Raw genomic sequence first — 23,311 nt, 5'->3', positions numbered from 1 at the left:
CTAGATTGGATTTTCCGCTTTTTATTTATTTAATAATTACTAAATTAATTTCTCACAACTAATTTTTTGACTAAAGGAATATCTTCTCCTTGTACGTAAGCATAAACAGTATAGATTTCATTTCTCAAATCTCCAATATAAAGTTCATAGCTACCATTACCATTGAAAGACTCTAAGTACTCATATTTTTTAACTAACCTACCGCTAGTATCATATATATAAATACCTAACAATGGTGCCGGCACTTCCAAGTTAATAAACACTTCAGCATTTTCATTAGCTGGATTTGGCGAGATCACCATATTATCCATTGTAGCGTCGTAAGTTTCATTTTGGTTAATGCTCCATTCAAAGTTTACCGTACTCGATTCTGAAGGAGTTCCGTCATCAGTTACAGTTACAGTTACTGAATATGGGCTATTATCAGAAGCTCCGGCTGCTATCGTTCCACTTATGACTCCCGTTGACATATCTATAGTTAATCCATCAGGAAGATTATTTGCTGTAAAGGTCAAATTATCTTCATCAGTAGCAAGAATTTGGAATGAAATCTCTTCACCCTCCATTCCGGTTTGCGCTCCTGGATTTGTTACCATAGGCGCCTCGTTAACTACTACAACATCATCGGTTACATTCCAAACAAAAGATATAGTACTAGTTTCGGAAGGACTACCATCGTCCGTAACAGTAATCTCTACCGTGAAAGGACTATTGGCTGATGCCCCAACTTCAATTATACCACTAATCAATCCTGTTGACATATCTATTGTCAATCCATCAGGAAGATTATTTGCGGTAAATGTCATACCATCACCCTCACCATCGATTGCCTCAATTTGTAATGAAACTACATCTCCTTCTACTCCATTCTGTTCTCCAGGGTTGGTAACTACAGGTGCCAAATTCACGGCAACATCCGTTACGTTCCAAACAAAGGATATAGTACTCGCTTCTGAAGGACTACCATCGTCCGTAACAGTAATCTCTACCGTGAAAGGACTATTGGCTGATGCCCCAACTTCAATTATACCACTAATCAATCCTGTTGACATATCTATTGTCAATCCATCAGGAAGATTATTTGCGATAAATGTCATACCATCATCCTCTCCATCGATTGCTTCAATCTGCAATGAAACTTCATCTCCTTCTACTCCGTTCTGGTCACCAGGATTGGTAACTACCGGCGCCAAGTTCACGGCTACATCGGTTATGCTCCAATCAAAAGATACCGTACTTGATTCTGAAGGACTGCCATCATCCGTAACAGTAACATCTACTGTGAAAGGGCTATTAGCTGAAGCTCCGGCAGTAATAGTACCGCTAATTAATCCTGTAGTCGTATCTATCGTCAACCCATCTGGAAGATTGGTTGCAGCAAAGGTCATATTATCGTCTTCGGCATCTGTTGCTTCTATCTGTAATGAAACTACATTATCCTCTACTCCGTTCTGGTCACCAGGATTGGTAACTACCGGCGCCAAGTTCACGGCTACATCGGTTATGATCCAATCAAAAGATACCGTACTTGATTCTGAAGGACTACCATCGTCCGTAACAGTAACATCTACTGTGAAAGGACTGTTAGTTGAAGCTCCGGCAGTAATAGTACCGCTAATTAACCCTGTAGTCGTATCTATCGTCAACCCATCAGGAAGATTGGTTGCAGCAAAGGTCATATTATCGTCTTCGGCATCTGTTGCTTCTATCTGTAATGAAACTACATTATCCTCAACTCCGTTCTGATCTCCTGGGTTTGTAACTACCGGGGATGTATTTGTTGCAACCGCAGTTACGTTCCAATCAAAAGATACCGTACTTGATTCTGAAGGACTACCATCGTCCGTAACAGTAACATCTACTGTGAAAGGACTATTAGCTGAAGCACCAGTTGCTATTGTACCACTTATTAATCCTGTTGACAAATCAATATCTAATCCATCAGGTAGGTTCGTTGCCGAATAAGTCAACCCGTCTGTATCCGTAGTTATAATTTGTAGAGATACTATTTCACCTTCTACACTGTTCTGCTCTCCCGGGTTAGTAACCACTGGAGCTTCATTAGCAGGAGCATTAACTGTTATTGTTAAAGTTGCCGTATCAGTAAGAACACCGTCGCTTACCGTTAATTCCACTTCATATACACCAGGTGTTTCAAAATCATGGACAGTATTGGCAGTGGCATCTGTTGGAGAACCATCTTTAAAGTCCCATAAATATTCAACTATTCCCGTATCATCACTAGAATTATCACCAGTAAAATTAACTGTTAAAATAGCATCGCCTGAAATTACATCAGACTCTATTAATGCTACCGGTGTAGCATTACCCGCTTCCCCAACATTCCATACAAACTCAATTGTATTTGATTGAGAAGGACTACAATCATCAGTAACCGTCACCTCAACATTATAAGGACTATCTTCCGAAGCTCCGTTTGTACCACCAGCTTGCGTAGATTCTGGTGCCACAAGCAATTCCGAAGTCGTTAAATTTAAATTTACGTTATGTAAAGTGGCACGGTCAATCAAATGACCATTTGATCTAGATGAAACTTCCATCGTATAGGTACCAGCGTTATCAAATTGAACAAAAACTTTATGCGCATCATTATCACTTGTTTGTGTATTCCAATTCCACGCAATGGTATTGGTATATACTTTTAACCAACCATCTGAAGACGCTCCATTTACAACAGGTGTTTGACCAACTCCCCCTGGGTAAACTTTACTTCCTGTTCCATCATCATTTTTAGAACCATAAAAATCATCTGCATCACTAAAGCGTAACCATGCATCATTATGTTCTGTAGTAGGATCTTCAGGTCCTCCTCCAATAATACCAATTTTATTATACCATTGAAATCTATAGATACCCGGTGTTGTTATTTCCACCTGAGTTGTAATAGTTCCATTTCCAGGAGTACCAAAACTATCTACTGAATTCTCTAGGTATCCACTTCCTGTGTAACCAGATTCTGTAGTCTCTTCAGTCCAATTAGGACCGTAAGTTAAATTCTCCATTTCTATAACTACCAAGCCATTATTTTCTTGATAAGCTCCAGTACCTGCACCTCCATTAGAAACTGTACCGGTAATTTCACCAGTATCAGGATCTATTGACAAACCTGCAGGTAAACCAGTAGCACTATAGGTTTCATTAGTACAAGCTCCCGTTGCATCAATTTGCAACGAAACAACTTCCCCTTCATTACTATTCTGAGTACCAGGATCCGTAATTTCCGGAACATTTACAGCATTAGACAAGGTTATTTCTTTAGTGGTACCATTACCATATGTAATAGTCAATAATGCACTTCTATTATCTCCAGTTCCATTAAGTGTTATCTCAATAGGATGCGTACTATTAGCATTTAATAACTGATTGGTTAATTCACCTGAATCAATAGTAAAATCACTAGCGTTTGTACCAGAAATAACCATTGAAGTAATCATAACCCCAACATTTCCATTCTCAATATCCAAATCAATAGTTTCCGTTTCGCCATCTGCAATCAATAAACCATCTGCTATAGTAAAGTCACTAGCAACGCTAGGGCTACCAATAGGGGCATCTTCACCATAGTATTCCATATTTTTCTGATTATCTCCACCTTGTACTGGAGAACCTGCCAAAATAAATATTCCGTTTCCAGAAACAATAGCTTGAGTTCCATGTCTAGGATGATTCAACCCTGGCAAAGTTGCCCAAGTTTGAGATAAAGGATCATACTCTTCAACGGTTGTCAATGCAGGTCCTGCCGTCTCACTTTCTCCACCAATAACCATTAACTTATCATTGAAATTAACTGCAGAAGAACCACCTCTAGGCGTTGGTATATTTTGACCTGCAGGTAATGTAGACCAACTTTCGTTACTAAAATCATAAACATCTACTTCTGGAATGGTAGGAGCAAATACTCCTCCTGCCCCTCCAGACAGACGACCACCTGAAACATAAAGCTTGTCATCGATAACAACAGCAGCAAAGTGATCTCTTTCTCTTGGCGCATCGGTTAAAGGTGTCCATACACCGGTTGCTGGATCATATTCATCAAAATATGAAACATAGCCTCCATCATGCCCTTGCGTATTACCAGCTACGACATAAAACTTATTATTATACATTACCAATCCCGCAGAACCTCTTCTCCTATTAGCAGGTATCTCAGGTCCTTGAATCCACTCTTCATTTGCTGGATCAAATGCCCATACATATTCAGCAGGGGTCTCGGTTGGGTAAGCATTATCTTTAAAAGATCCTATAACCCATATCAACCCTTGGTATTCTGTTGCTTGGAAATGGTTAAATTCAAATGGAGCAGAATCTACTAATGAATTCCATGAATCAGATGTGTAATCATAAACATCAATAGTAGAAGCGTTCTCTCTACCACCCATTAGGTAAAACTTATCACCTGCTTGTACAAAAGAATTCTCATGTCTTGGCGTATAATTTTCATCTTCATCTTTATCAACCCAAGTTGAAGCTATGTTCCAGTTAAAAACCGTACTTGCCGGAGCAGATCCTGGTCTTGCTGCCGTAACTACAACTTCATGGGCTCCATTATTATTTGGACCACCATTAGAAGCTGTTGTTGCAATTGTACCTGTAATTTGACCTGTAGCAGCATTTATACTAATTCCGTCAGGTTGTCCTGAGATATAATAGATAAGCTCTTCGGCTGAGTTACCACCAGATGCTGATGCCGTAATATCAACTACTGCATCAATATCACTAGTTTGATTTGCAATAGTTGCAATAGATAAGGTAGGATTTGCCGCATCTATCTCGAAGATTTCTATGGCACTCAGAATTGGATTTTCAACACCATGTAAGAATTCTAAATTCAATTCACCATCATTAAGTGTTACAGGATAAGAAAGCATACCTGCTCTCAAATGACCAAACTCGGTTATGATATCCAAATCATTTTCCACCACAGTTCCTTCTAATGAAATATCGAATATTCTATCTCCAATTTCATTAGCTGGTTCATAGCTATTTCCTAAGTAAATATTTACCACATAATCGCCATTCTCTAAAGGAAAAATAAATTCCATTTCATCACCATCAGCATTATCATAACGCTCTCTTCCAAAAATTCCATCAAAAGTAGTGTTGTCAATATAAGCAGGAACAGTACTATGTTTTTTATTAAATTCTAAAAGTGCATTAATAGAAAAACCAGTATTTACGGAGTACATATTAGATGTATATGCTCCATTAGTATTGTTAAATTTCCAGTCTGTAGCTTCATCAGTAGCCGTTACTAGATTACCACCTACATTTACCCTATAACTGAATGCCTCAAAAATTATCCAATCAAAGGTAATGGTAACCGCATCGCTGCTCAAACCATCTTCGTCATCAACTGTTATAGTAACGGCATAAGGACTATTTAATTCAGCACCTGCTTCAACCGTACCTCCAATTTGACCATTAGTTGGTTCTATAACCAATCCTGGAGGAAGACCAACAGCTGTATAATTTTTATTATTTCCATCACCACCGAAAGCAATTACGGTTAAACTGCCGTCAAGTTGCTCACCAACCGGGGTTCTTTGCTCTTCTATATCTGCAACATATATAGGTGTATCTGAATCTGAAGCAACTAAAATTTCAATACCATTGATTATAGGGTTTTCTATTGCGCCATGAGCAAATACTATATCGATATTGCCATCGGTTACAGGAATTATATGACTAATCATTACTCCTTCTTCATGACCATACGTACCAGATAAATCAATATTATCCAGAGCTGGGTATGTAAGCCCTTCTATCTGAACATCGAATAATCTTTGCTCGGCTTCTGAAGTACCTTCCCAGCCATTTGCCAAATATAATCTTACTTCATAGTTACCACTCTGTGTGACAGGAAATGAATATGTCATATTAGGAGCACCGGGAGCACTATCTGCTCTTTCTGTTTTAAATATATCATTTGGTGTAGTATTGGGCACACTTGCACCAGCATTGGCATCAAAAGAAAAGTTTTGATTACTGCCCGCTGTGGTCAAGTAAGTTGAATTACTACTTTGCGTATCCTCATCCCAATCAATATCACCATCTATTGCCGCAATTTGTGGTCCACCGGCATTTACTCGATATAAAACAATAGGGGAATCTGTAACGTTTACTTCGAAAGACTGCTCTATAATATTAGATTCTGCATCCGTTGCTCGTATTGTAATATTTGTTATTTCAGCGGTTCCTGGGTAATTTATAGTTAACTCATTACCGTTTATTACTGCACCAACAGCAGTATTTGAATTATCCTCAAGAGAATAAATAAGATTGGAAACACCGTCATTATCATCAAAATAATTATCTAATTCAATTACGTCATCATTTGAATTGATATATCGAGTTAAATCTGGAAGTTGAGCCACAATTGAAGGAACATTAGTACTAACTTTGAGATATTCCCAGCTTCCTTCCAACTCTACACCAGTTGTATTTGATGTACCTATAAAACCAACAGCCAAATCAGTATTTGCATTTTGTATTGCCGCTAGAGTACTACCAGTTGCAGTTATAGTCCCTAATGTTTGTTTTATTCCATTCTCTATTTTATAATCAAATCGTAAATCACCAGTAACTGGGTTAACATCTATATAAAGAAACAAATTAGAACTTGGTCTGTCCACTTCTGCTAATGGTAAGAAAAGTGCATTTGCCGTATCAAGAACATCATTTACTTCTTGAATAGCCGATAATCCATCTTGTGTGATAACAAATTGAACAAAATTATCTTGAAAACCTGTACCTAGAAAAAGTCCTAATTCCCCTCCTACAGCACTAGTATTGCCATAAAGTTGCAAATTACTATCAAAATTCTTCATCCAAGTCTCAACAGTAAAATTACCCGTCGCGTTGCTAACCTGCACCCCCATCTGGTAAGCTTTTTCTTGATCATTTGAAGTTCCTTTTGCTGTACCCCAACGCATATGTGAAGTCATTATACCTGGAGCACCTCCAAGTACATCATTATCGTTAGGTTCATTGGGATCATAAGGATCCCCTTCTTCAGCACGTCTATCAATCCAATCCAACCAATTTGGTCCAGTATTACCATTATTCATAAGACCAGTCATACCCAAACCAAAAATACCTCCAATACCTTGTTGGTCATTAAGTAAATCGTTCTGTATTGGTAATGTGAAGGCATCGCTACCACCAGATTCTGGATCTCCCAACTGAAAAGGATCATCACTGTCTGCTATACCGTCATTATCATCATCAGAATCATTAAGGTTAGAAATAAAAGGAGCTCCTGCAGATTTATCAAAATCATCGGGTTGCGAACCTCCATTACATGGTTCAGTTCCATTATCCACCTCATCCTGATTTGTATATCCATCATTGTCATAATCAGCCAAAGGATCATAAAGAGGATCGGCAGGATCTATACAGTCTATAGCATCCGCAGGTTCTATAATAATTAAACTACCATTTAAAGTACCGGTCCAAATTGTACCTGGAAAAATATCCCCTTCACCTTGAGCTGTTAATCCCAATGCATTTCCTCCTATTCCTGTTATAAAGTTACTTGATAAAGTTTCAAGACTACCATCCGGCTCTAACTCAACTCTTCTTATAACTCCCGTATTTACTCCGGCCAACAAATCACCTTCCATAGCACCGTCAAAATTGCCAGAGGTGTACTCAACTATTGCATTTGTATTGGTTCCCCAACCTGTAATTATTGCATCAACAGGACCTTCTGGATTTGGCAATCCCGGCCCTCGCCAATCTCCTTCTACAGGGTTAGCTAAATTTACAGGAACCGGCGGCCAATCTGCAGGAAGTGCTTCTGCAGTATTTGCTGTGGTATTTGGATCAGAACCATCTGCATTAGGGTCATAAATTTTAGTTCTAAAAAAAGCATTTGTTCCATCATTAGTATATAATCCAGCACTTACAGGATTGGCTCTAATTGGATTGGGATGACCACCATAATAAGATCCAAATGTATAATTTTGAACATCACTTGTTATAAGCTCTAAATGATCAAGATTATTTATATACTCACCATCAGGAGCTGGACTACTAATACCCCCACCCCCAGTTTCATTTGAGTCATAATCATTATTTACAAAAGCTGTACCCTCGTTTACAGGAAATCCTCCCCAACCAACGTTAGCTCCGTTATCCGTAATATAGACTGCTCCAGATTGAGTAATTACTAAATCATATGCATTTCTATATCCTGGTGAAAAAATTTGAACGGGTCCTCCTTCAACTAATTTAGCTTGATTAAGACCGTCATTTCCACCGAATGGATCATTTATATCCACCCCATTATAAGCTAAATCGTTAGGGTCTTCAATTCCATTTGCATTAGGTCTGGTAGGATCATCAACCGTAGGTAAATCATATATATAATTTCTACCATCACCATCTGTTAAAATAGGTAAAGCATCCAAGGCAGTTAAATTAATAGACAATACAGCACCTGAAAGTGCATATTCCGTAATAAATGCAAAATTATTAGAAGGACCGCCTCCATTTGTATGCCCACCTTGGGCTACCAATAAATAATCAATTCCGCCAATAGTAATAAATTGTATACCGTTAGTAGCATGGTTTTCCTCTGACCTTGGTAAACCACGAACTATATCTACTGCTGTCCAAACTGAACCGGCTTTCGTTATTCGAGTTATAATTCCCGAATTGGTATCTAAATTAGTATCACCTATATTGGTATTTCCCCCGATACGGATATCACTGGAAGCAACATAAATAATAGGATTTTGAGCCGTACCAACTACTCTAATCCCTGTAGTCTCTCTTTCTGTTAAGCTACTATCGGTACCATCGTCATTATGGTTCTGAATATCAGTAATTGAATTTAAAATTTCCATATCTTGTACGATATAGCTATTTGCGGCTAACTTCTCTACTGTTAAAATTTTAATAGCCCCTGTATATTCAGCTACATAGAGCTTTCCGTCCGGACCAAATTCCAGTGCGGTAATACCAGAATCGAATGAATCAAATCCATTGACATCTAGTGTACTTTGATCAAAATTTACCTGTGCATTCATCTGGGCAAGCCCTATGACGAATAGCATAAAAACATTTAATAAAAGAGATTTGAAGTAATTATGTTTCATATTCTTAGAGAATAAAGTGATACTAATATGTAACCGATTAATACGGTGTTCTAATTTTAAAACAAATATAATTTAATAACACCTTAGTGTATTAATACCCTACTAATATTCGTTTAAACCTGAATGTTACTCGATAAAGTACAGGTATAAAAATCAACGTCAAGAGTAAGAAAAACACTATTATCTTTTGGGTAGCTATAACACAGACCAGTTGTTTCATAAATATCCTAAAAAAAAACTGACTATTTTTTTTGGCCTATTGTAATTCTTTTTTTAATGCTTTTCATTACTCTAACCTAATTGGCTCATAAGCAATGACATAATTAAAAAAGAAAAAAATGTTTATAAACAAAAAAAGGCGCAATTTTTAAAATTGCGCCTTTTTTTGTTTATAATTATACTTCTTAAAACTTCCACCATTTTTTGGAGTTCTTGCCATAACCATAACCGTATTTACCTCCATATCCTAAACTATCTAAACTAACATCATTAACAACAAAAGAAACACCTTTCAGTTTACCTTCCTCACGTAAATTCATAGGGAATTTAACAGCACTTTCGTCAGTAACCCCAGCTCTAGTCACATAAATAATATGATTGGCATATGGTGCAATTAACAACGTATCACTTACAACCATCATAGGTGCAGTATCTACAATTACATAGTCATATAATCCAGAAACCTCCTCTAATAAATCCTCTATTTTTGAGCTCATTAATAGCTCTGCAGGGTTTGGCGGAATTTTACCCGAATATATCACATCAATAGTGTTATGATGAACTAACATAGGTCTAATAATGTCCTTAACCTGTATTGAATCATCCAATAAAAACTCGGTAAGTCCTGCATCTTTATTTCTAGAAGGGGTCTTTAATTTATCAACTGAATCACCGGAAAAGAAGGAATATAATTTTGGATTTCTAATATCTGCACCAACTAAAAGAACTTTCTTTTCTGTACTGGCCAAAATCATCGATAAATTTGACGAAACAAATGTTTTACCCTCTCCAGGGGTACTGGAAGTAACATAAACCACATTATTTTTATTTCTATCACTTGCGTGCTTGGTCTTTATCAAGAAATCTAAATTGGCTCTAATTATCCTTAATGCTTCAGCTAGAACCGAACGATCGTCATTAATTATAATCTTACTATCTTTTTTATCAAGTCTAGGCAGCTCTCCCAATACAGGTATATCTTTGGTATACTTTTCTAAACTGTGCTTATTTTGAATTTTGGTATCCAACTGGTCTTTACCATATATCACCCCAAAAGGTAGCAACAACCCTAACATTAAAGCAGCTAAATAAGTAATAGCTTTTTTGGGTTTAACCGGAGTAGGACTAGAAACATACGCCCTATCTATTACATTTGATTTAGGTGAAGCTGAAGCAAAGGCAATCTGAGATTCTTCTCTTTTTTGTAATAAATAAAGATATAAGGATTCTGTAGTTTCTTGCTTTCTAGTAATATTTCTTAGTTCCCGTTGATTTTCTGGGGCTGAGTAAATAGTACCCTGAATTCTTCCCAATTGACTTTGCAAAGTACTAACGTTCATTCCAACATTTCGTTCTAAAGAATTTAAACTTGAACGCATAGTTGTTTTAATCCCATCTAACTGTTTATCTAGATTAACGATCATTGGGTTTTGTTCATTGGAACTTTGCAACAATCTTTTACGTTCAGCCACTAACGCGTTATATTGAACAGTTGCTTGACTTAAAGCTCCACTACCTACGTCTACAACGGGCATTTCGTCATAACCCGTTTCACCCTCAATATAATCTTTAAGTCCACTTACCATTTGCAATTGAACTCTAGCATTTTCTAAATTCTGTCTACTACCTGCACTTACCTGAACGGCAGCACCAACCTCTAAACCAGAACCCGTCATGCCCTTTTCAGTAAGTAATTCTTGGGCATCTTTATCTACGTCGGTCAAGGTACCTGATATCAATTGAATCCTGTTATTAATAAACTCTGATGTTGTATCAGCAATTCGTTTTTTCTCTTCAATTGCATTTCTATTGTAAACCTCGATCAGCTTATCAATAATATCCTTTGCTTTCTGAGGTATTGTGCTTGTCATGGAGACGTCTAAAATATTTGAAAATTCTGCACTTACAGAAATCTTAACCGCAGATTTGAATGACCTAGCTACTCTTTCAACAGGACTAAGGGAAACTTTATACTTCTTTCCCATTAGACTTTTAGGATCTTTTACGTTTGGTGTAATGACCATATCACCAATAGGTGTCTTTATACCATTCCCAAAAGAATATATTTTAGAAGGTTCATTTTCATTTACAGCAAACCCAAAGGTATTTGCCGAAGAAAATTCAATAAAAAAACTATAATTGGCATTATATACCGTTGAATCGGCCGCAATAAAATTCACCTTTATCGGTTGGTTTGTATACACTTCAGAATTAATAATATTCCCTAAAGCAATTACCTGGATGTTTGCATTTAACTCTTTAACAACCTCAATAAAATTAGACCTAGAACTTAGAATTTCAATCTCATCTTCCACTTGTTTTGATGACCCACCAAAAACACCTAAGTCTTGAAAAAGACTTACTTCACTACCCGCATTTTTCTCTTGAACAATTTGTATTTGAGACTTAACCTCATATTCAGGCGTAGTATACCGAATATTCACATAAGCAATAACTATTGCTAATAAACCGCACAGAACAAACCATTTCCAATGTTTTATGTAGGTGTATATAATACTCTTTAAATCTTCTTTTTTCTCTGAAAAAGTCATAGTAAATTATTGAAATGGGGATGAAAATTTTTATCTAACAAGAATAAGGGTAGTAGTAATTAGCAAAGAAGCTATAGAAATTGCTATACTTGCTCTGTTATCCAAAGAAGATGTTTTTATAGCAGAATTATTTGGTTCTACATATACCACATCATTCTGCGTCAAATAATAAACAGGTGAATTCAAGGCATCTTTACTGGTTAAATCAATCCTTGTATATACTTTGGTACCATTAAAATCACGTATCACCAACACATTTTTACGCAAACCCTTTATATTTAAATCATTAGCTAATCCAATAGCTTCTAAAACTGTAATCTGCTCTCCATTTACAAAATATGTCCCAGGCTTATTCACCTGTCCTAACACCGTTACCGTAAAATTCACTAATCTTATATTAATAATAGGATCTTTAAGGTAGGGCTGCAATTTCTCCTTTAACAAATTTTTAGTTTCTTCAGGGGTTAGACCTACTATATTTATTTCACCAAGTACAGGAAAATCTATATTTCCATTTTTATCGATAATATAGTCTAACTGTTCTGGTCTAGAGCCATTAGTCATTACTCCTTTAAACACATTAAATGGTAAGCTGGCTTCTTGATCCAAGGTAGAAACATTAATAGATATAACATCATCAACTTTGAAAGTGTTTTCATGAGAATTATCACTAATTATTGTCTCATACTCTTGAGCATCTTGAAAATAAACAACATCTTGTTTAGATGCACATGAGGTAATAATTACACTAATAATCAACAAGGCTAAATAGTGACTAATTTTTGAATTCAATGATTTCATTTTCTAAATAAATGTTAGTAATGGTTTATGTTTAATTTGTTAAGGCTGTACTATTTTTAAAGTCGTTTTACTTTGGGAATCAACTTCATTTCCAGTTTTATCCAACTCACAAAAATCGGAATTTTTAGATACGTATTCCGGAACAATTTCTTTCATCAATTTTACTGTATTACCGCTAAAGAACATATTGGTAATACAAAGTTCGTCAATTTTAGACCTAACTTTAGCATATTCCACATCGCGTACCTTGCTTATCTTAATTTTTTGATGATACGTTGGTAAGGTATTTTCCCCATTGGCCAATAACTCTTCATATAACTTTTCTCCTGGTCTCAACCCGGTAATCTTTATATCAATATCTTCTGGATATCTTAAACCAGAAAGCTTGATCATATTTTTGGCTAAATCGAAAATTTTAACCGACTCGCCCATATCAAATATAAATATTTCACCTCCATCTCCCATAGCCCCTGCTTCCAAAACCAATTGTGAAGCTTCTGGAATGGTCATAAAATAACGTGTAATATCTTTATGGGTTAAAGTTAGCGGCCCCCCTTTTTCTATTTGCTTTCTAAATAAAGGTATAACCGAACCATTTGAACCCAATACATTACCAAACCTAGTTGTTATAAACTTGGTTTTATTTTCTTTTTGCATACAACTAATATACATTTCTGCTATACGCTTTGTAGCCCCCATAACATTGGTTGGATTAACGGCTTTATCAGTGGAAACAAAAACAAATTTTTCTACTCCATGTATAACAGAAAGATCAGCTACATTTTTTGTTCCTCCAATATTAATTTTAATCGCTTCGTAAGAATTATATTCCATTAACGGAACATGTTTATATGCTGCTGCGTGAAAAACCACATTAGGTCTATGTTCGGTAAATAGAGCATTCATTCTATTCTTATCTCTAATATCGGTAACTATTGGAATAAAATTATGAAACCCATTTTGTTTTAACTCTTGCTGAAGATCATAAAGAGCAGACTCCGCAGAATCAAGAACAATTAAAGATTTGTATGAATAATTACAGATTTGCCGTACGATCTCACTTCCAATAGATCCCGCACCACCTGTCACCATTATGGATTTATTCATTAATTCCATGGCAATTTTACTATTCTTTATAGTAATAGGGGCACGATCAAGTAAATCTTCTATCTGTACTTGCTTTATTTGCGATACTTTTAATTCTCCATTGATCCAATCTTCGATTGGTGGAACAATTTTAACAATCAATGGTAAGTCTACTAAACCTTCAACAGTTTTACGTAATTTTCTAGAATCAATATTTTGTATTGAAAATATAATTTCAGAAATATTATTTTTTGCAATAAAAGCCTCTGTTAACGACTTTCTTCCAAATACAGGCACACCATTAATGTTCTTTCCTATTTTTTTAGCATCTCGATCTATATAACCTACTACTTTATACCTACTTTTAGAATGGCTGGTCATAGCCCCATGGGTTAGTACACCAGACTCTCCTGCACCATAAATCAATACATTTTTATTTGCCTTTAAACTCCCGTTCATTCTATTGTACATAGATTTAAATACAAATCTTGATGCGGTAAGCACAATAAAAGTGATTAAACTATTAATGATGATAATAGATAATGGAACCGTAAAGCTATTTATAAAATTAACTTGTCTATTACCGATTACTATAAAAATAAGTATGATACTGGATAAACAGACCGCATTAAAAATATTGTATACATCCCTTACACCGGTATGTCTAACGACCCCTTTATAAGAACCTACAATTAAAAACGACATCAAAGCTGTTAATACCACCAGTGGTAATTGTACCATTAAGCTTTTAACATCAAAATTAAAGGTAAGGTTGAATCTTATTAAATAAGACAGAACAAATGAAAACCCAACTGTAAAAAGGTCTATACATAGCACAAGCCATTTTGAGGCATACCGTTGCGATGTAGAAGTTAAATATTTAAATATCATAACCATTCTTTTTTAATACAATTTGTAACTCTGTATAAATCAGTTTGAGTAAGGTTGCTACCACTAGGTAAACAGAGCCCTCGTTCAAATAAAGCTTCTGAAGTTCCATCTATGAACTTCTGATATTCCGAAAAAATAGGTTGCATATGTAAAGGCTTCCATAATGGCCTTGATTCAATATTCTCTTCTAATAATGCTAGTCGAATATCTTCTCGTTTTTGAAAAGATGGTGTCAAAATACAACTTAACCATCTATTAGAATAAAAGCCATTTGGCTCTTCTAAAAACTCAATTTCCTTTATTGAAGACAACTCTTTTTTGTAAAACTCATAATTCTTTCTTCGAGCATCAACCCTATCCTGCAACACTTCTATTTGACCACGACCAATACCTGCTAAAACATTGCTCATTCTATAATTATATCCAACATTTGAGTGTTGGTAGTGCGGTGCATCATCTCTAGCCTGGGTTGCTAAAAATATAGCCCTATCGGTATATGCTTTGTTTTTGGATACTAAAGCCCCGCCACCTGAAGTTGTTATTATTTTATTTCCATTGAAAGAAAGTACACCAATATCTCCAAAAGTACCACAAGCTTTGTTCATATAAGAACTTCCTAATGCCTCTGCACTATCTTCTAAGATAGGAATTTTAAATTCTTTTGCAATAGCATGAATTTCTTCAACCTTATACGGCATCCCATATAAATGCACTACAATAATGGCTTTTGGAATTTTATTTTCCGAAATTCTAGTTTCAATCGCTTTCCTTAATAGGCTAGGCGACATATTCCAGGTATTTACCTCACTATCTACAAAGATAGGGGTAGCTCCTAAATACATAATAGGATTTGCAGAAGCAGAAAAGGTAAAACTTTGACAAAGTACTTCATCTCCTTTGGTTACACCTAAAAGTTTCAAACCTAAGTGAATGGCTGCAGTTCCTGAACTTAATGCGGCAACGCTTACACTACTTCCTAAAGTATTACCAATAGCATTTTCAAAAGCATTCACGTTGGGTCCTAAAGGAGCTATCCAATTTGTATCAAAGGCATCTTTAACGTATTCCTGTTCCGTTCCTCCCATATGAGGAGAGGACAGCCATATTTTTTCCTTTGTTTCTACCACGTTCAACTTTTAAATATTTTAGTAAATGTACAGTAAGTTATATCTAAACTTAAATTGTTGTATCATATTTCGTTTAATCTCAAAAATTCATCGTTCAATTACTTTTCACATTACAATCACAGTAAATTCTTACCTTTCACCGAACCATCTTCTTAAATTTGAACAATTACACATACCTAATTAAAGTATGCCTCATTAATTTTCGCTATAATAACGATACAACTTACACCTTATTATAGGTACTAAAATCTTTATGGTCTCTCTTGTATAAATCATCTGAAGGCAACGATTTAAAGTACTCATATGTTTTTCTCATACCTTCCTCTCTTAAAACCTTAGGCTCCCACCCTAATATTTCTTTAGCTTTAGAGATATCTGGTTGACGTTGCATAGGATCATCTTGCGGCAACGGTTTAAATACAATCTTTTGTTGTGTACCTGTAAGCTTAATTATTTCTTCCGCAAAATCTTTTATTGTTATTTCATGAGGGTTTCCTATATTAACTGGCTGATCATATTCGCTCAATAACAACCTATATATACCTTCAACTTCATCATCTACATAACAAAAAGATCTAGTTTGGTCTCCTTTTCCAAAAACCGTCAAATCTTCACCTCTTAATGCTTGCCCAATAAATGCAGGTATGACCCTACCGTCATTTAAACGCATTCTAGGACCATAAGTATTGAATATTCTTACTATTCTAGTTTCAACACCATGAAATCTATTATAGGCCATAGTTATAGACTCCATAAAACGTTTCGCCTCATCATAAACCCCTCTAGGTCCAATAGTATTTACATTACCATAATATTCTTCTGTCTGAGGGTGAACCAAAGGATCACCATAAATTTCAGATGTAGATGCAATTAAAATTCTAGCATTTTTTTCTTTTGCCAGTCCTAGTAAGTTATGAGTACCCAAGGCCCCTACCTTTAAAGTCTGTATAGGAATTTTTAAATAATCTATAGGACTTGCCGGAGATGCAAAATGTAAAATGTAGTCCAATTCTCCAGAAATGTGCACAAACTTTGTTACATCATGATGAAAAAATTCAAAATGTTCCAAATGAAACAAGTGCTCTAAATTCCTTATATCACCTGTAATAAGATTATCCATTGCTATTACATGGTAACCCTCCTTTATAAAGCGGTCGCAAAGATGTGAACCTAAAAATCCAGCACCTCCGGTAATCAAAACTTTTTTCAAAATATTTATATTTTAGATGTTACGAAGATAGATCAATGACCTTAATGACAAAAAAGGATTACAGAAAATACTTCGAAATTCAAAAATATCAGACGAAATCATACTAAACCAAAAAAAATGTTGTTCACTGATATGGGTGTTATATCATCCTTCTGTGAAATTCTCAACAGATTTATTCTAATTCGCAAAAGGACGCCGCAACATAAAATCTATTAAATACACTGTTTAACGACTAAATAATACATAATCATATATCTTTACAAATTTCGCAAAATATTCAATTTAAAAACATGAAGAAAATCAATAATATATGCTGTATTGGTGCTGGTTACGTTGGCGGGCCTACCATGTCGGTAATCGCAAGCCAATGTCCAGAAATTAAGGTAACCGTAGTTGACATTAATCAAGATAGGATTGACAACTGGAACGATGAAAATCTAGATAATCTACCTATATATGAGCCTGGATTAAAAGAAATTGTTGCTCAGGCCAGAAACAAAAACCTCTTTTTCTCAACTGAAGTAGACAAAGCTATAGATGAAGCTCAGATTATATTTATTTCAGTAAATACCCCTACTAAAACCTACGGTAAAGGTAAGGGTCAAGCCGCCGATTTAAAATTCGTAGAACTTTGCGCCAGAAATATTGCCAAAGTTGCTAAAGACGATAAAATTGTTGTTGAAAAATCAACATTACCGGTACGTACGGCAAGTGCTATAAAGAGTATTCTACAACATACAGGAAACAAAGTGAATTTTGAAATTTTGTCGAATCCAGAATTCTTAGCAGAAGGTACAGCCATCGAAGATCTTTTAAATGCTGACAGGGTGTTGATCGGTGGCGATGACACCCCGTCTGGTCAAGAAGCAAAAGATACCTTAAGTGCTGTTTATGAACATTGGTTACCCAAAGAACGTATTTTACAAACCAATGTATGGTCTTCAGAGCTTTCAAAATTGGTTGCCAACGCATTCTTGGCACAACGAGTATCATCAATAAACACTATTTCTGCACTTTGTGAAAAGACAGACGCAAACATTCAAGAAATTTCTAGAGCTATAGGTTACGACAGCCGAATTGGATCTAAATTCTTAAATGCATCTGTAGGCTTTGGTGGATCTTGTTTCCAAAAAGACATTTTAAATTTAGTTTACATAGCTCGTTCTTACGGACTAACAGAAGTTGCCGATTATTGGGAACAGGTAATTATTGCTAATGACTACCAAAAAAGTCGTTTTGCTGAACATATCATCTCTTCTTTATACAATACCATTTCAGGCAAAAAAATTGTCCTTTATGGTTGGGCATTTAAGAAAGACACCAATGATACAAGGGAATCTCCTGCAATTGCAGTTGCAGATGCCCTATTAGATGAGAATGCAGAAATTACAGTTTACGACCCAAAGGTTACTGCTGAAAGAATTTATGCAGATTTAGATTATTTAGGTACACGTTCTCCAGAAGATAACAGAAGACTATTAAAAGTCAGTAACGATCCTATAGATGCTACAAAAGAAGCACATGCTGTTGCCATATTAACAGAATGGGACGAGTTTAAAACCTATGATTGGAAAAGCATTTACGCACAAATGTTGAAACCAGCATTTGTTTTTGATGGAAGACGCTTATTAGATAATGAAGAAATGGCTTCAATAGGCTTTAATTATTATAAAATAGGTCAGTCATGAAAATTTTAGTTACCGGTGCTGCCGGATTCATTGGCTTTTTTGTTGCTAAATCTCTTTTAGAAAATGGGCATACCGTTGTTGGTTTAGATAATATCAACGATTATTATGATGTAAATTTAAAATACGACAGACTAAAAGAATTGGGCATTTCTAAAAGCGATGCTGAAGTTTTTAACAAAATTGCAACTAGCACTAGTAATTCACAATTTTCATTTATCAGATTAAATTTAGAGGATCGAGAACATCTACCTTTACTTTTTAAGGATCAAGCATTCGACAAGGTTTGCAATTTAGCCGCTCAAGCCGGCGTACGCTATAGTTTAGAAAATCCAGAGGCTTATGTAGACAGTAACGTAGTCGGTTTTTTAAATATTTTAGAATGTTGCCGGCATTATAAAATTAAACACTTGGTCTACGCAAGTAGCTCAAGTGTTTATGGTTTAAATGAAAAGATACCTTTTGAAACTAGCGATAATGTAGACCACCCTATTAGTTTATATGCCGCTACAAAAAAGAGCAATGAATTAATGGCGCATACCTATGCGCATTTATATGGTTTTAAAACCACAGGCTTACGATTCTTTACCGTTTATGGACCATGGGGCAGACCAGACATGGCCATGTTCTTGTTTACAGATGCCATTGTCAACAACAAACCTATTAAGGTCTTCAACAACGGTAAACTAGAACGCGATTTTACCTATATAGATGATATCACTGAAGGTGTTGTACGAATTATTCAAAAACCTGTTACAGAACAATTAGAAGGTGAAAGCTTATTCAAAATCTATAATATTGGGAATAGTAAATCTGTTAAGCTGATGGACTTTATTAGCGCTATTGAAGAGAGCTTAGGCAAACAAGCCAAAAAAGACATGTACCCCATGCAGCCAGGTGATGTTGAAAGAACTTGGGCCAATGTAGATGATTTAATAGTAGATTACAATTATAGCCCAAATACACCAATAAAAACTGGTGTTCAAAGTTTTGTAGATTGGTATAAAGAATATTACATAAATTAAAACAATATCAAGTAAATTCTTTTAAAAAAATGTCAAATCAATGCTTTTTAATTCATTAGAGTTTGCAATTTTTTTACCGGTAGTATTTACACTATACTGGTTTATTTTCAAAAAAAACTTAAGACTTCAAAATTTATTAATCGTTTGTGCTAGCTATCTATTTTATGGATGGTGGGACTGGAGATTTTTAACCTTAATTATATTTAGCACATTGGTTGATTTTACAATTGGTGTTCTCTTAAAAAAAGAAAAAAAATCTGTAAAAAGGAAAATATATCTTTGGACAAGTATTATTATTAACTTAGGCTTTTTAGGTTTTTTCAAATACTATAATTTTTTTATTGAAAGTTTTACCGATGCATTTTCCCTATTTGGCCATGAAATAAAACCAAACACTTTAAATATAATATTACCCGTTGGTATAAGTTTTTACACATTTCAAACGTTAAGCTATACCATTGATGTTTATAAAAAGAAACTAGAACCAACTTCCAACTTTATTGCCTTTGCTGCCTTTGTAAGCTTTTTTCCACAACTCGTTGCTGGTCCAATTGAAAGAGCCACTAACCTTTTACCTCAATTTTACAATAGTCGAAAATTTGATTATTCTCAAGCAGTTTTAGGACTTAGACAAATATTGTGGGGATTATTCAAAAAAGTAATCATTGCCGATAATTGTGCCAAATACGCAAATATAATTTTTAATGATTATTCAAATTATGACTCTGGAACTTTACTGATAGGTGCTTTATTTTTTACATTTCAAATTTACGGTGACTTCAGCGGTTATTCTGATATCGCAATTGGCACATCACGTTTATTTGGATTCAACCTAATGCAAAATTTTGCATTCCCATACTTTTCCAGAGACATGGCCGAGTTTTGGAGAAGATGGCACATTTCATTATCTACTTGGTTTAGAGATTACCTATATATACCACTCGGCGGTAGTAAAGGTGGTATGAAGATGAAAATTAGAAATACTTTTATAATTTTTCTTGTAAGTGGCTTTTGGCATGGCGCAAATTGGACATTCATCTTTTGGGGATTATTAAATGCCCTATATTTTCTACCATTACTCCTTCAAAACAAAAACCGTGTAAACACCAATATTGTGGCAGAAAATAGTTGGCTACCCAATTTAAAAGAAACCATGCAAATGTTAGTTACATTTTCACTAACCGTTTTAGCATGGATCTTTTTTCGAGCTGACTCCCTTACTCATGCTTTTGCATATATTTCGCATCTATTAAGTCATGAAACCAATACAGTTTCATTGTCAATACCAAAAGAAATACCCTATCTAATTATATTATTTCTTTTCATTGAATGGTTAGGAAGAAAATCAAAATTTGCCATAGAAAAATTACCGATTATACCTAAATATGTAAGATGGTTATTTTACTTAGGTCTTATTCTATTATTGTTTTTGTATGCGGGTCAAGAACAAGAATTTATTTACTTTCAATTCTAGAATCATGGGTTTATTCATTAAAAATATCATTTTATTTTGTATTGCAGGTCTTATTTTCGGAGAAGTAATTACCCGTATATTTTTTGCAACATCCGACATTCCAAGCAGGTCGATTGATGAGAACAGCATTCAAAAATATAATCCTAATCAGACAGGTTATTGGGTAGGTGGTACGCATACATGGCAAATTAATGAAGATGGATGGCCTGGTCCATTACCTGAATCAAACAACAATTTGATTACCATTATTGGAGATTCTTATGTGGAAAATTTTATGAACCCAGACTCTTGTCGACAATCAATTCTTCTAAAAAAGAAATTGCCAAATTATAATTTTTACGAAGCATCTAGATCAGGGGTTTCTTTCATTGAAGCAATGGAGATTGCAGCAAAATTAGACACATTAAAACCAATGCGTCAACTCATTTACGTTCATAATGCTGATTTTCTAGAAAGCTCTGCGATTTTACGAAAATCATCTAGCATAACTCAATATAATAGCAAGACGAATACGATAATACCTGGCAAATTAAATTCTCCAGGAATTAAAAAAATTCTTTACAACTGGAAGTTTATCTATTATCTTTATTTAAACCATTCATTAACAAAAAAAGCACCAAATTCAACAAATTCAACAAATTCAACAAATTCAACAAATTCAACAAATTCAACAAATTCAAAAGTTATAAAATCAAACAAAGGTGCTTTAAACGAAAAAGAAGTTAGTGAAATTTACAAGCTAATTTCATTTACTAGAGAAAATTATAATAAAGAAAATATCACATTCGTCTTTAGACCACAACCAAACAAAGAAATCATTTCAATTTTAAAAAAATTTAAGTTCAACGTATTCATTCTTAACGATAATAAAGAAAAAGAGTGGTCTTTTGACCATGACCCGCATTGGACTTGTGTTGGACATCAAGAAGCCGCCATTCAAATAACAAAAATTTTAAAATAAAATAAAATATTTATTATTTATTCGTGTTTTATAATTAATAATTTAATAGTCACATTTAACTTCAATCAAAATAAATGAATTTATACAATTTAAATTCCAACTACCATATTCTAGTTACCGGCGGTGCCGGTTTTATTGGCTCTAATTTATGTCATGCCTTATTAGCAAACGGAAACCAAGTTACCTGCTTAGATAATTTTGCTACCGGCAAACGTGAAAATGTAGCACCATTTACAGAAAATTCTAAATTTACTTTAATTGAAGGAGATATTAGAAATTTAAGCGATTGCCAAAAAGCATGCGACGGTGTAGATTACATATTACATCAAGCTGCATTAGGATCTGTACCAAGATCAATAAACGACCCTATTACCAGTAACGATGTAAACGTATCTGGTTTTTTAAATATGCTGGTAGCCGCAAGAGACGCAAAGGTTAAACGTTTTATATATGCAGCCAGCTCATCTACGTATGGCGATTCTACCAACATGCCAAAAGTGGAAGATATTATAGGTAAACCGCTCTCCCCCTACGCCATAACTAAATATGTAAATGAATTATATGCCGATGTTTTTAGTAAGACTTATGATATAGAAACCATTGGCTTACGTTATTTTAACGTTTTTGGAAGAAAGCAAGACCCTAACGGTGCCTACGCTGCAGTAATTCCTAAATTTGTCATGCAACTTATGAAACATGAATCTCCCATTATCAATGGCGATGGTTCTTTTTCTAGAGATTTCACTTACATAGACAATGTAATTCAAATGAATGTGCGTGCAATGGTCAGCGAAAACCAAAAAGCCTTAAATACCGTATATAATACGGCTTATGGTGAACGTACAGATTTAAATGAACTCACAGAACTATTAAAAGAATATTTAGGAGAATACGACCCTAAAATTAAAGATGTTAAAAACATTTACGGCCCAACAAGGGCAGGTGATGTACCACACTCTCTAGCGTCTGTAGATAAGGCAAAAGAATTACTAAATTACAACCCTCAATATGACATAAAAACCGGACTTAAAGAGGCGGTTAAATGGTATTGGGAACATTTGAAGTAAAATTTCAGGAGTAAGGAGTTAAAATAAATTTTAAATGGTTACTTATCGTAACTTACTAAATAAATTAAGGTTACTTATGGTAACCAAAGTA

At 34.9% G+C, this 23,311-nt stretch carries 11 protein-coding genes; 5 read left to right on the top strand and 6 right to left on the bottom strand.

Going from position 1 to position 23,311, the window contains the following annotated elements; all coding sequences use genetic code 11:
- Positions 1–44: 44 nt before the first annotated feature.
- The 6 genes from EXIGUO8A_RS14090 to EXIGUO8A_RS14065 form a co-directional block, all read right to left on the bottom strand.
- On the bottom strand, positions 45–9,122 hold the full coding sequence (locus tag EXIGUO8A_RS14090; RefSeq protein WP_159303629.1) for a putative Ig domain-containing protein: 9,078 nt from the start codon (positions 9,120–9,122) through the stop codon (positions 45–47).
- Between the two features lie 404 nt (positions 9,123–9,526).
- On the bottom strand, positions 9,527–11,893 hold the full coding sequence (locus tag EXIGUO8A_RS14085) for a GumC family protein (RefSeq protein WP_159303628.1): 2,367 nt from the start codon (positions 11,891–11,893) through the stop codon (positions 9,527–9,529).
- Between the two features lie 30 nt (positions 11,894–11,923).
- On the bottom strand, positions 11,924–12,694 hold the full coding sequence (locus EXIGUO8A_RS14080; RefSeq protein WP_159303627.1) for a polysaccharide biosynthesis/export family protein: 771 nt from the start codon (positions 12,692–12,694) through the stop codon (positions 11,924–11,926).
- 39 nt (positions 12,695–12,733) lie between these two features.
- Entirely contained in the window at positions 12,734–14,671 is a 1,938-nt protein-coding gene (locus tag EXIGUO8A_RS14075) for a polysaccharide biosynthesis protein (RefSeq protein WP_159303626.1), read from the bottom strand.
- Positions 14,668–15,756 carry a DegT/DnrJ/EryC1/StrS family aminotransferase gene (locus tag EXIGUO8A_RS14070; RefSeq protein WP_159304479.1) on the bottom strand — a complete coding sequence of 363 codons (1,089 nt, stop codon included), beginning with the start codon at positions 15,754–15,756 and terminating at the stop codon, positions 14,668–14,670. The genes EXIGUO8A_RS14075 and EXIGUO8A_RS14070 overlap by 4 nt, the downstream gene beginning before the upstream one ends.
- Positions 15,757–16,021: 265 nt before the next feature.
- Positions 16,022–17,008 (bottom strand): UDP-glucuronic acid decarboxylase family protein, encoded by a 987-nt coding sequence (locus tag EXIGUO8A_RS14065; protein ID WP_159303625.1) that lies wholly within the window; start codon positions 17,006–17,008, stop codon positions 16,022–16,024.
- Positions 17,009–17,298: 290 nt separating this feature from the next.
- Here EXIGUO8A_RS14065 and EXIGUO8A_RS14060 point away from each other — a divergent pair, with 290 nt between their 5' ends.
- From EXIGUO8A_RS14060 to EXIGUO8A_RS14040, 5 genes are all read left to right on the top strand, one after another.
- Positions 17,299–18,696, top strand: coding sequence for a nucleotide sugar dehydrogenase (locus EXIGUO8A_RS14060; protein ID WP_159303624.1), 1,398 nt, complete (start codon positions 17,299–17,301; stop codon positions 18,694–18,696).
- A complete protein-coding gene (locus EXIGUO8A_RS14055; protein ID WP_159303623.1) occupies positions 18,693–19,718 on the top strand; it encodes an NAD-dependent epimerase in 1,026 nt (341 codons plus the stop codon). The genes EXIGUO8A_RS14060 and EXIGUO8A_RS14055 overlap by 4 nt, the downstream gene beginning before the upstream one ends.
- A gap of 40 nt (positions 19,719–19,758) precedes the next feature.
- A complete protein-coding gene (locus EXIGUO8A_RS14050; RefSeq protein WP_159303622.1) occupies positions 19,759–21,192 on the top strand; it encodes an MBOAT family O-acyltransferase in 1,434 nt (477 codons plus the stop codon).
- A gap of 4 nt (positions 21,193–21,196) precedes the next feature.
- On the top strand, positions 21,197–22,153 hold the full coding sequence (locus EXIGUO8A_RS14045) for a hypothetical protein (RefSeq protein WP_201304121.1): 957 nt from the start codon (positions 21,197–21,199) through the stop codon (positions 22,151–22,153).
- A 74-nt stretch (positions 22,154–22,227) separates the two neighbouring features.
- Complete coding sequence (locus EXIGUO8A_RS14040) at positions 22,228–23,220, top strand: SDR family oxidoreductase (RefSeq protein ID WP_159303621.1); 993 nt, start codon at positions 22,228–22,230, stop codon at positions 23,218–23,220.
- Positions 23,221–23,311 lie beyond the last annotated feature (91 nt).

It is taken from the genome of Maribacter litoralis, assembly GCF_902506355.1.
Lineage (GTDB): Bacteria > Bacteroidota > Bacteroidia > Flavobacteriales > Flavobacteriaceae > Maribacter > Maribacter litoralis.
The sequence above is the reverse complement of the archived record's forward strand: the minus strand, read 5'-3'. Positions and strand labels throughout refer to the sequence as shown.

What these genes read in the sequence shown, in the direction of transcription:
- EXIGUO8A_RS14090 (WP_159303629.1), bottom strand. Translation starts at nt 9,122, where the DNA reads ATGAAACATAATTACTTCAAATCTCTTTTATTAAATGTTTTTATGCTA.
- EXIGUO8A_RS14085 (WP_159303628.1), bottom strand. Translation starts at nt 11,893, where the DNA reads ATGACTTTTTCAGAGAAAAAAGAAGATTTAAAGAGTATTATATACACC.
- EXIGUO8A_RS14080 (WP_159303627.1), bottom strand. Translation starts at nt 12,694, where the DNA reads ATGAAATCATTGAATTCAAAAATTAGTCACTATTTAGCCTTGTTGATT.
- EXIGUO8A_RS14075 (WP_159303626.1), bottom strand. Translation starts at nt 14,671, where the DNA reads ATGATATTTAAATATTTAACTTCTACATCGCAACGGTATGCCTCAAAA.
- EXIGUO8A_RS14070 (WP_159304479.1), bottom strand. Translation starts at nt 15,756, where the DNA reads ATGGGAGGAACGGAACAGGAATACGTTAAAGATGCCTTTGATACAAAT.
- EXIGUO8A_RS14060 (WP_159303624.1), top strand. Translation starts at nt 17,299, where the DNA reads ATGAAGAAAATCAATAATATATGCTGTATTGGTGCTGGTTACGTTGGC.
- EXIGUO8A_RS14055 (WP_159303623.1), top strand. Translation starts at nt 18,693, where the DNA reads ATGAAAATTTTAGTTACCGGTGCTGCCGGATTCATTGGCTTTTTTGTT.
- EXIGUO8A_RS14050 (WP_159303622.1), top strand. Translation starts at nt 19,759, where the DNA reads ATGCTTTTTAATTCATTAGAGTTTGCAATTTTTTTACCGGTAGTATTT.
- EXIGUO8A_RS14045 (WP_201304121.1), top strand. Translation starts at nt 21,197, where the DNA reads ATGGGTTTATTCATTAAAAATATCATTTTATTTTGTATTGCAGGTCTT.
- EXIGUO8A_RS14040 (WP_159303621.1), top strand. Translation starts at nt 22,228, where the DNA reads ATGAATTTATACAATTTAAATTCCAACTACCATATTCTAGTTACCGGC.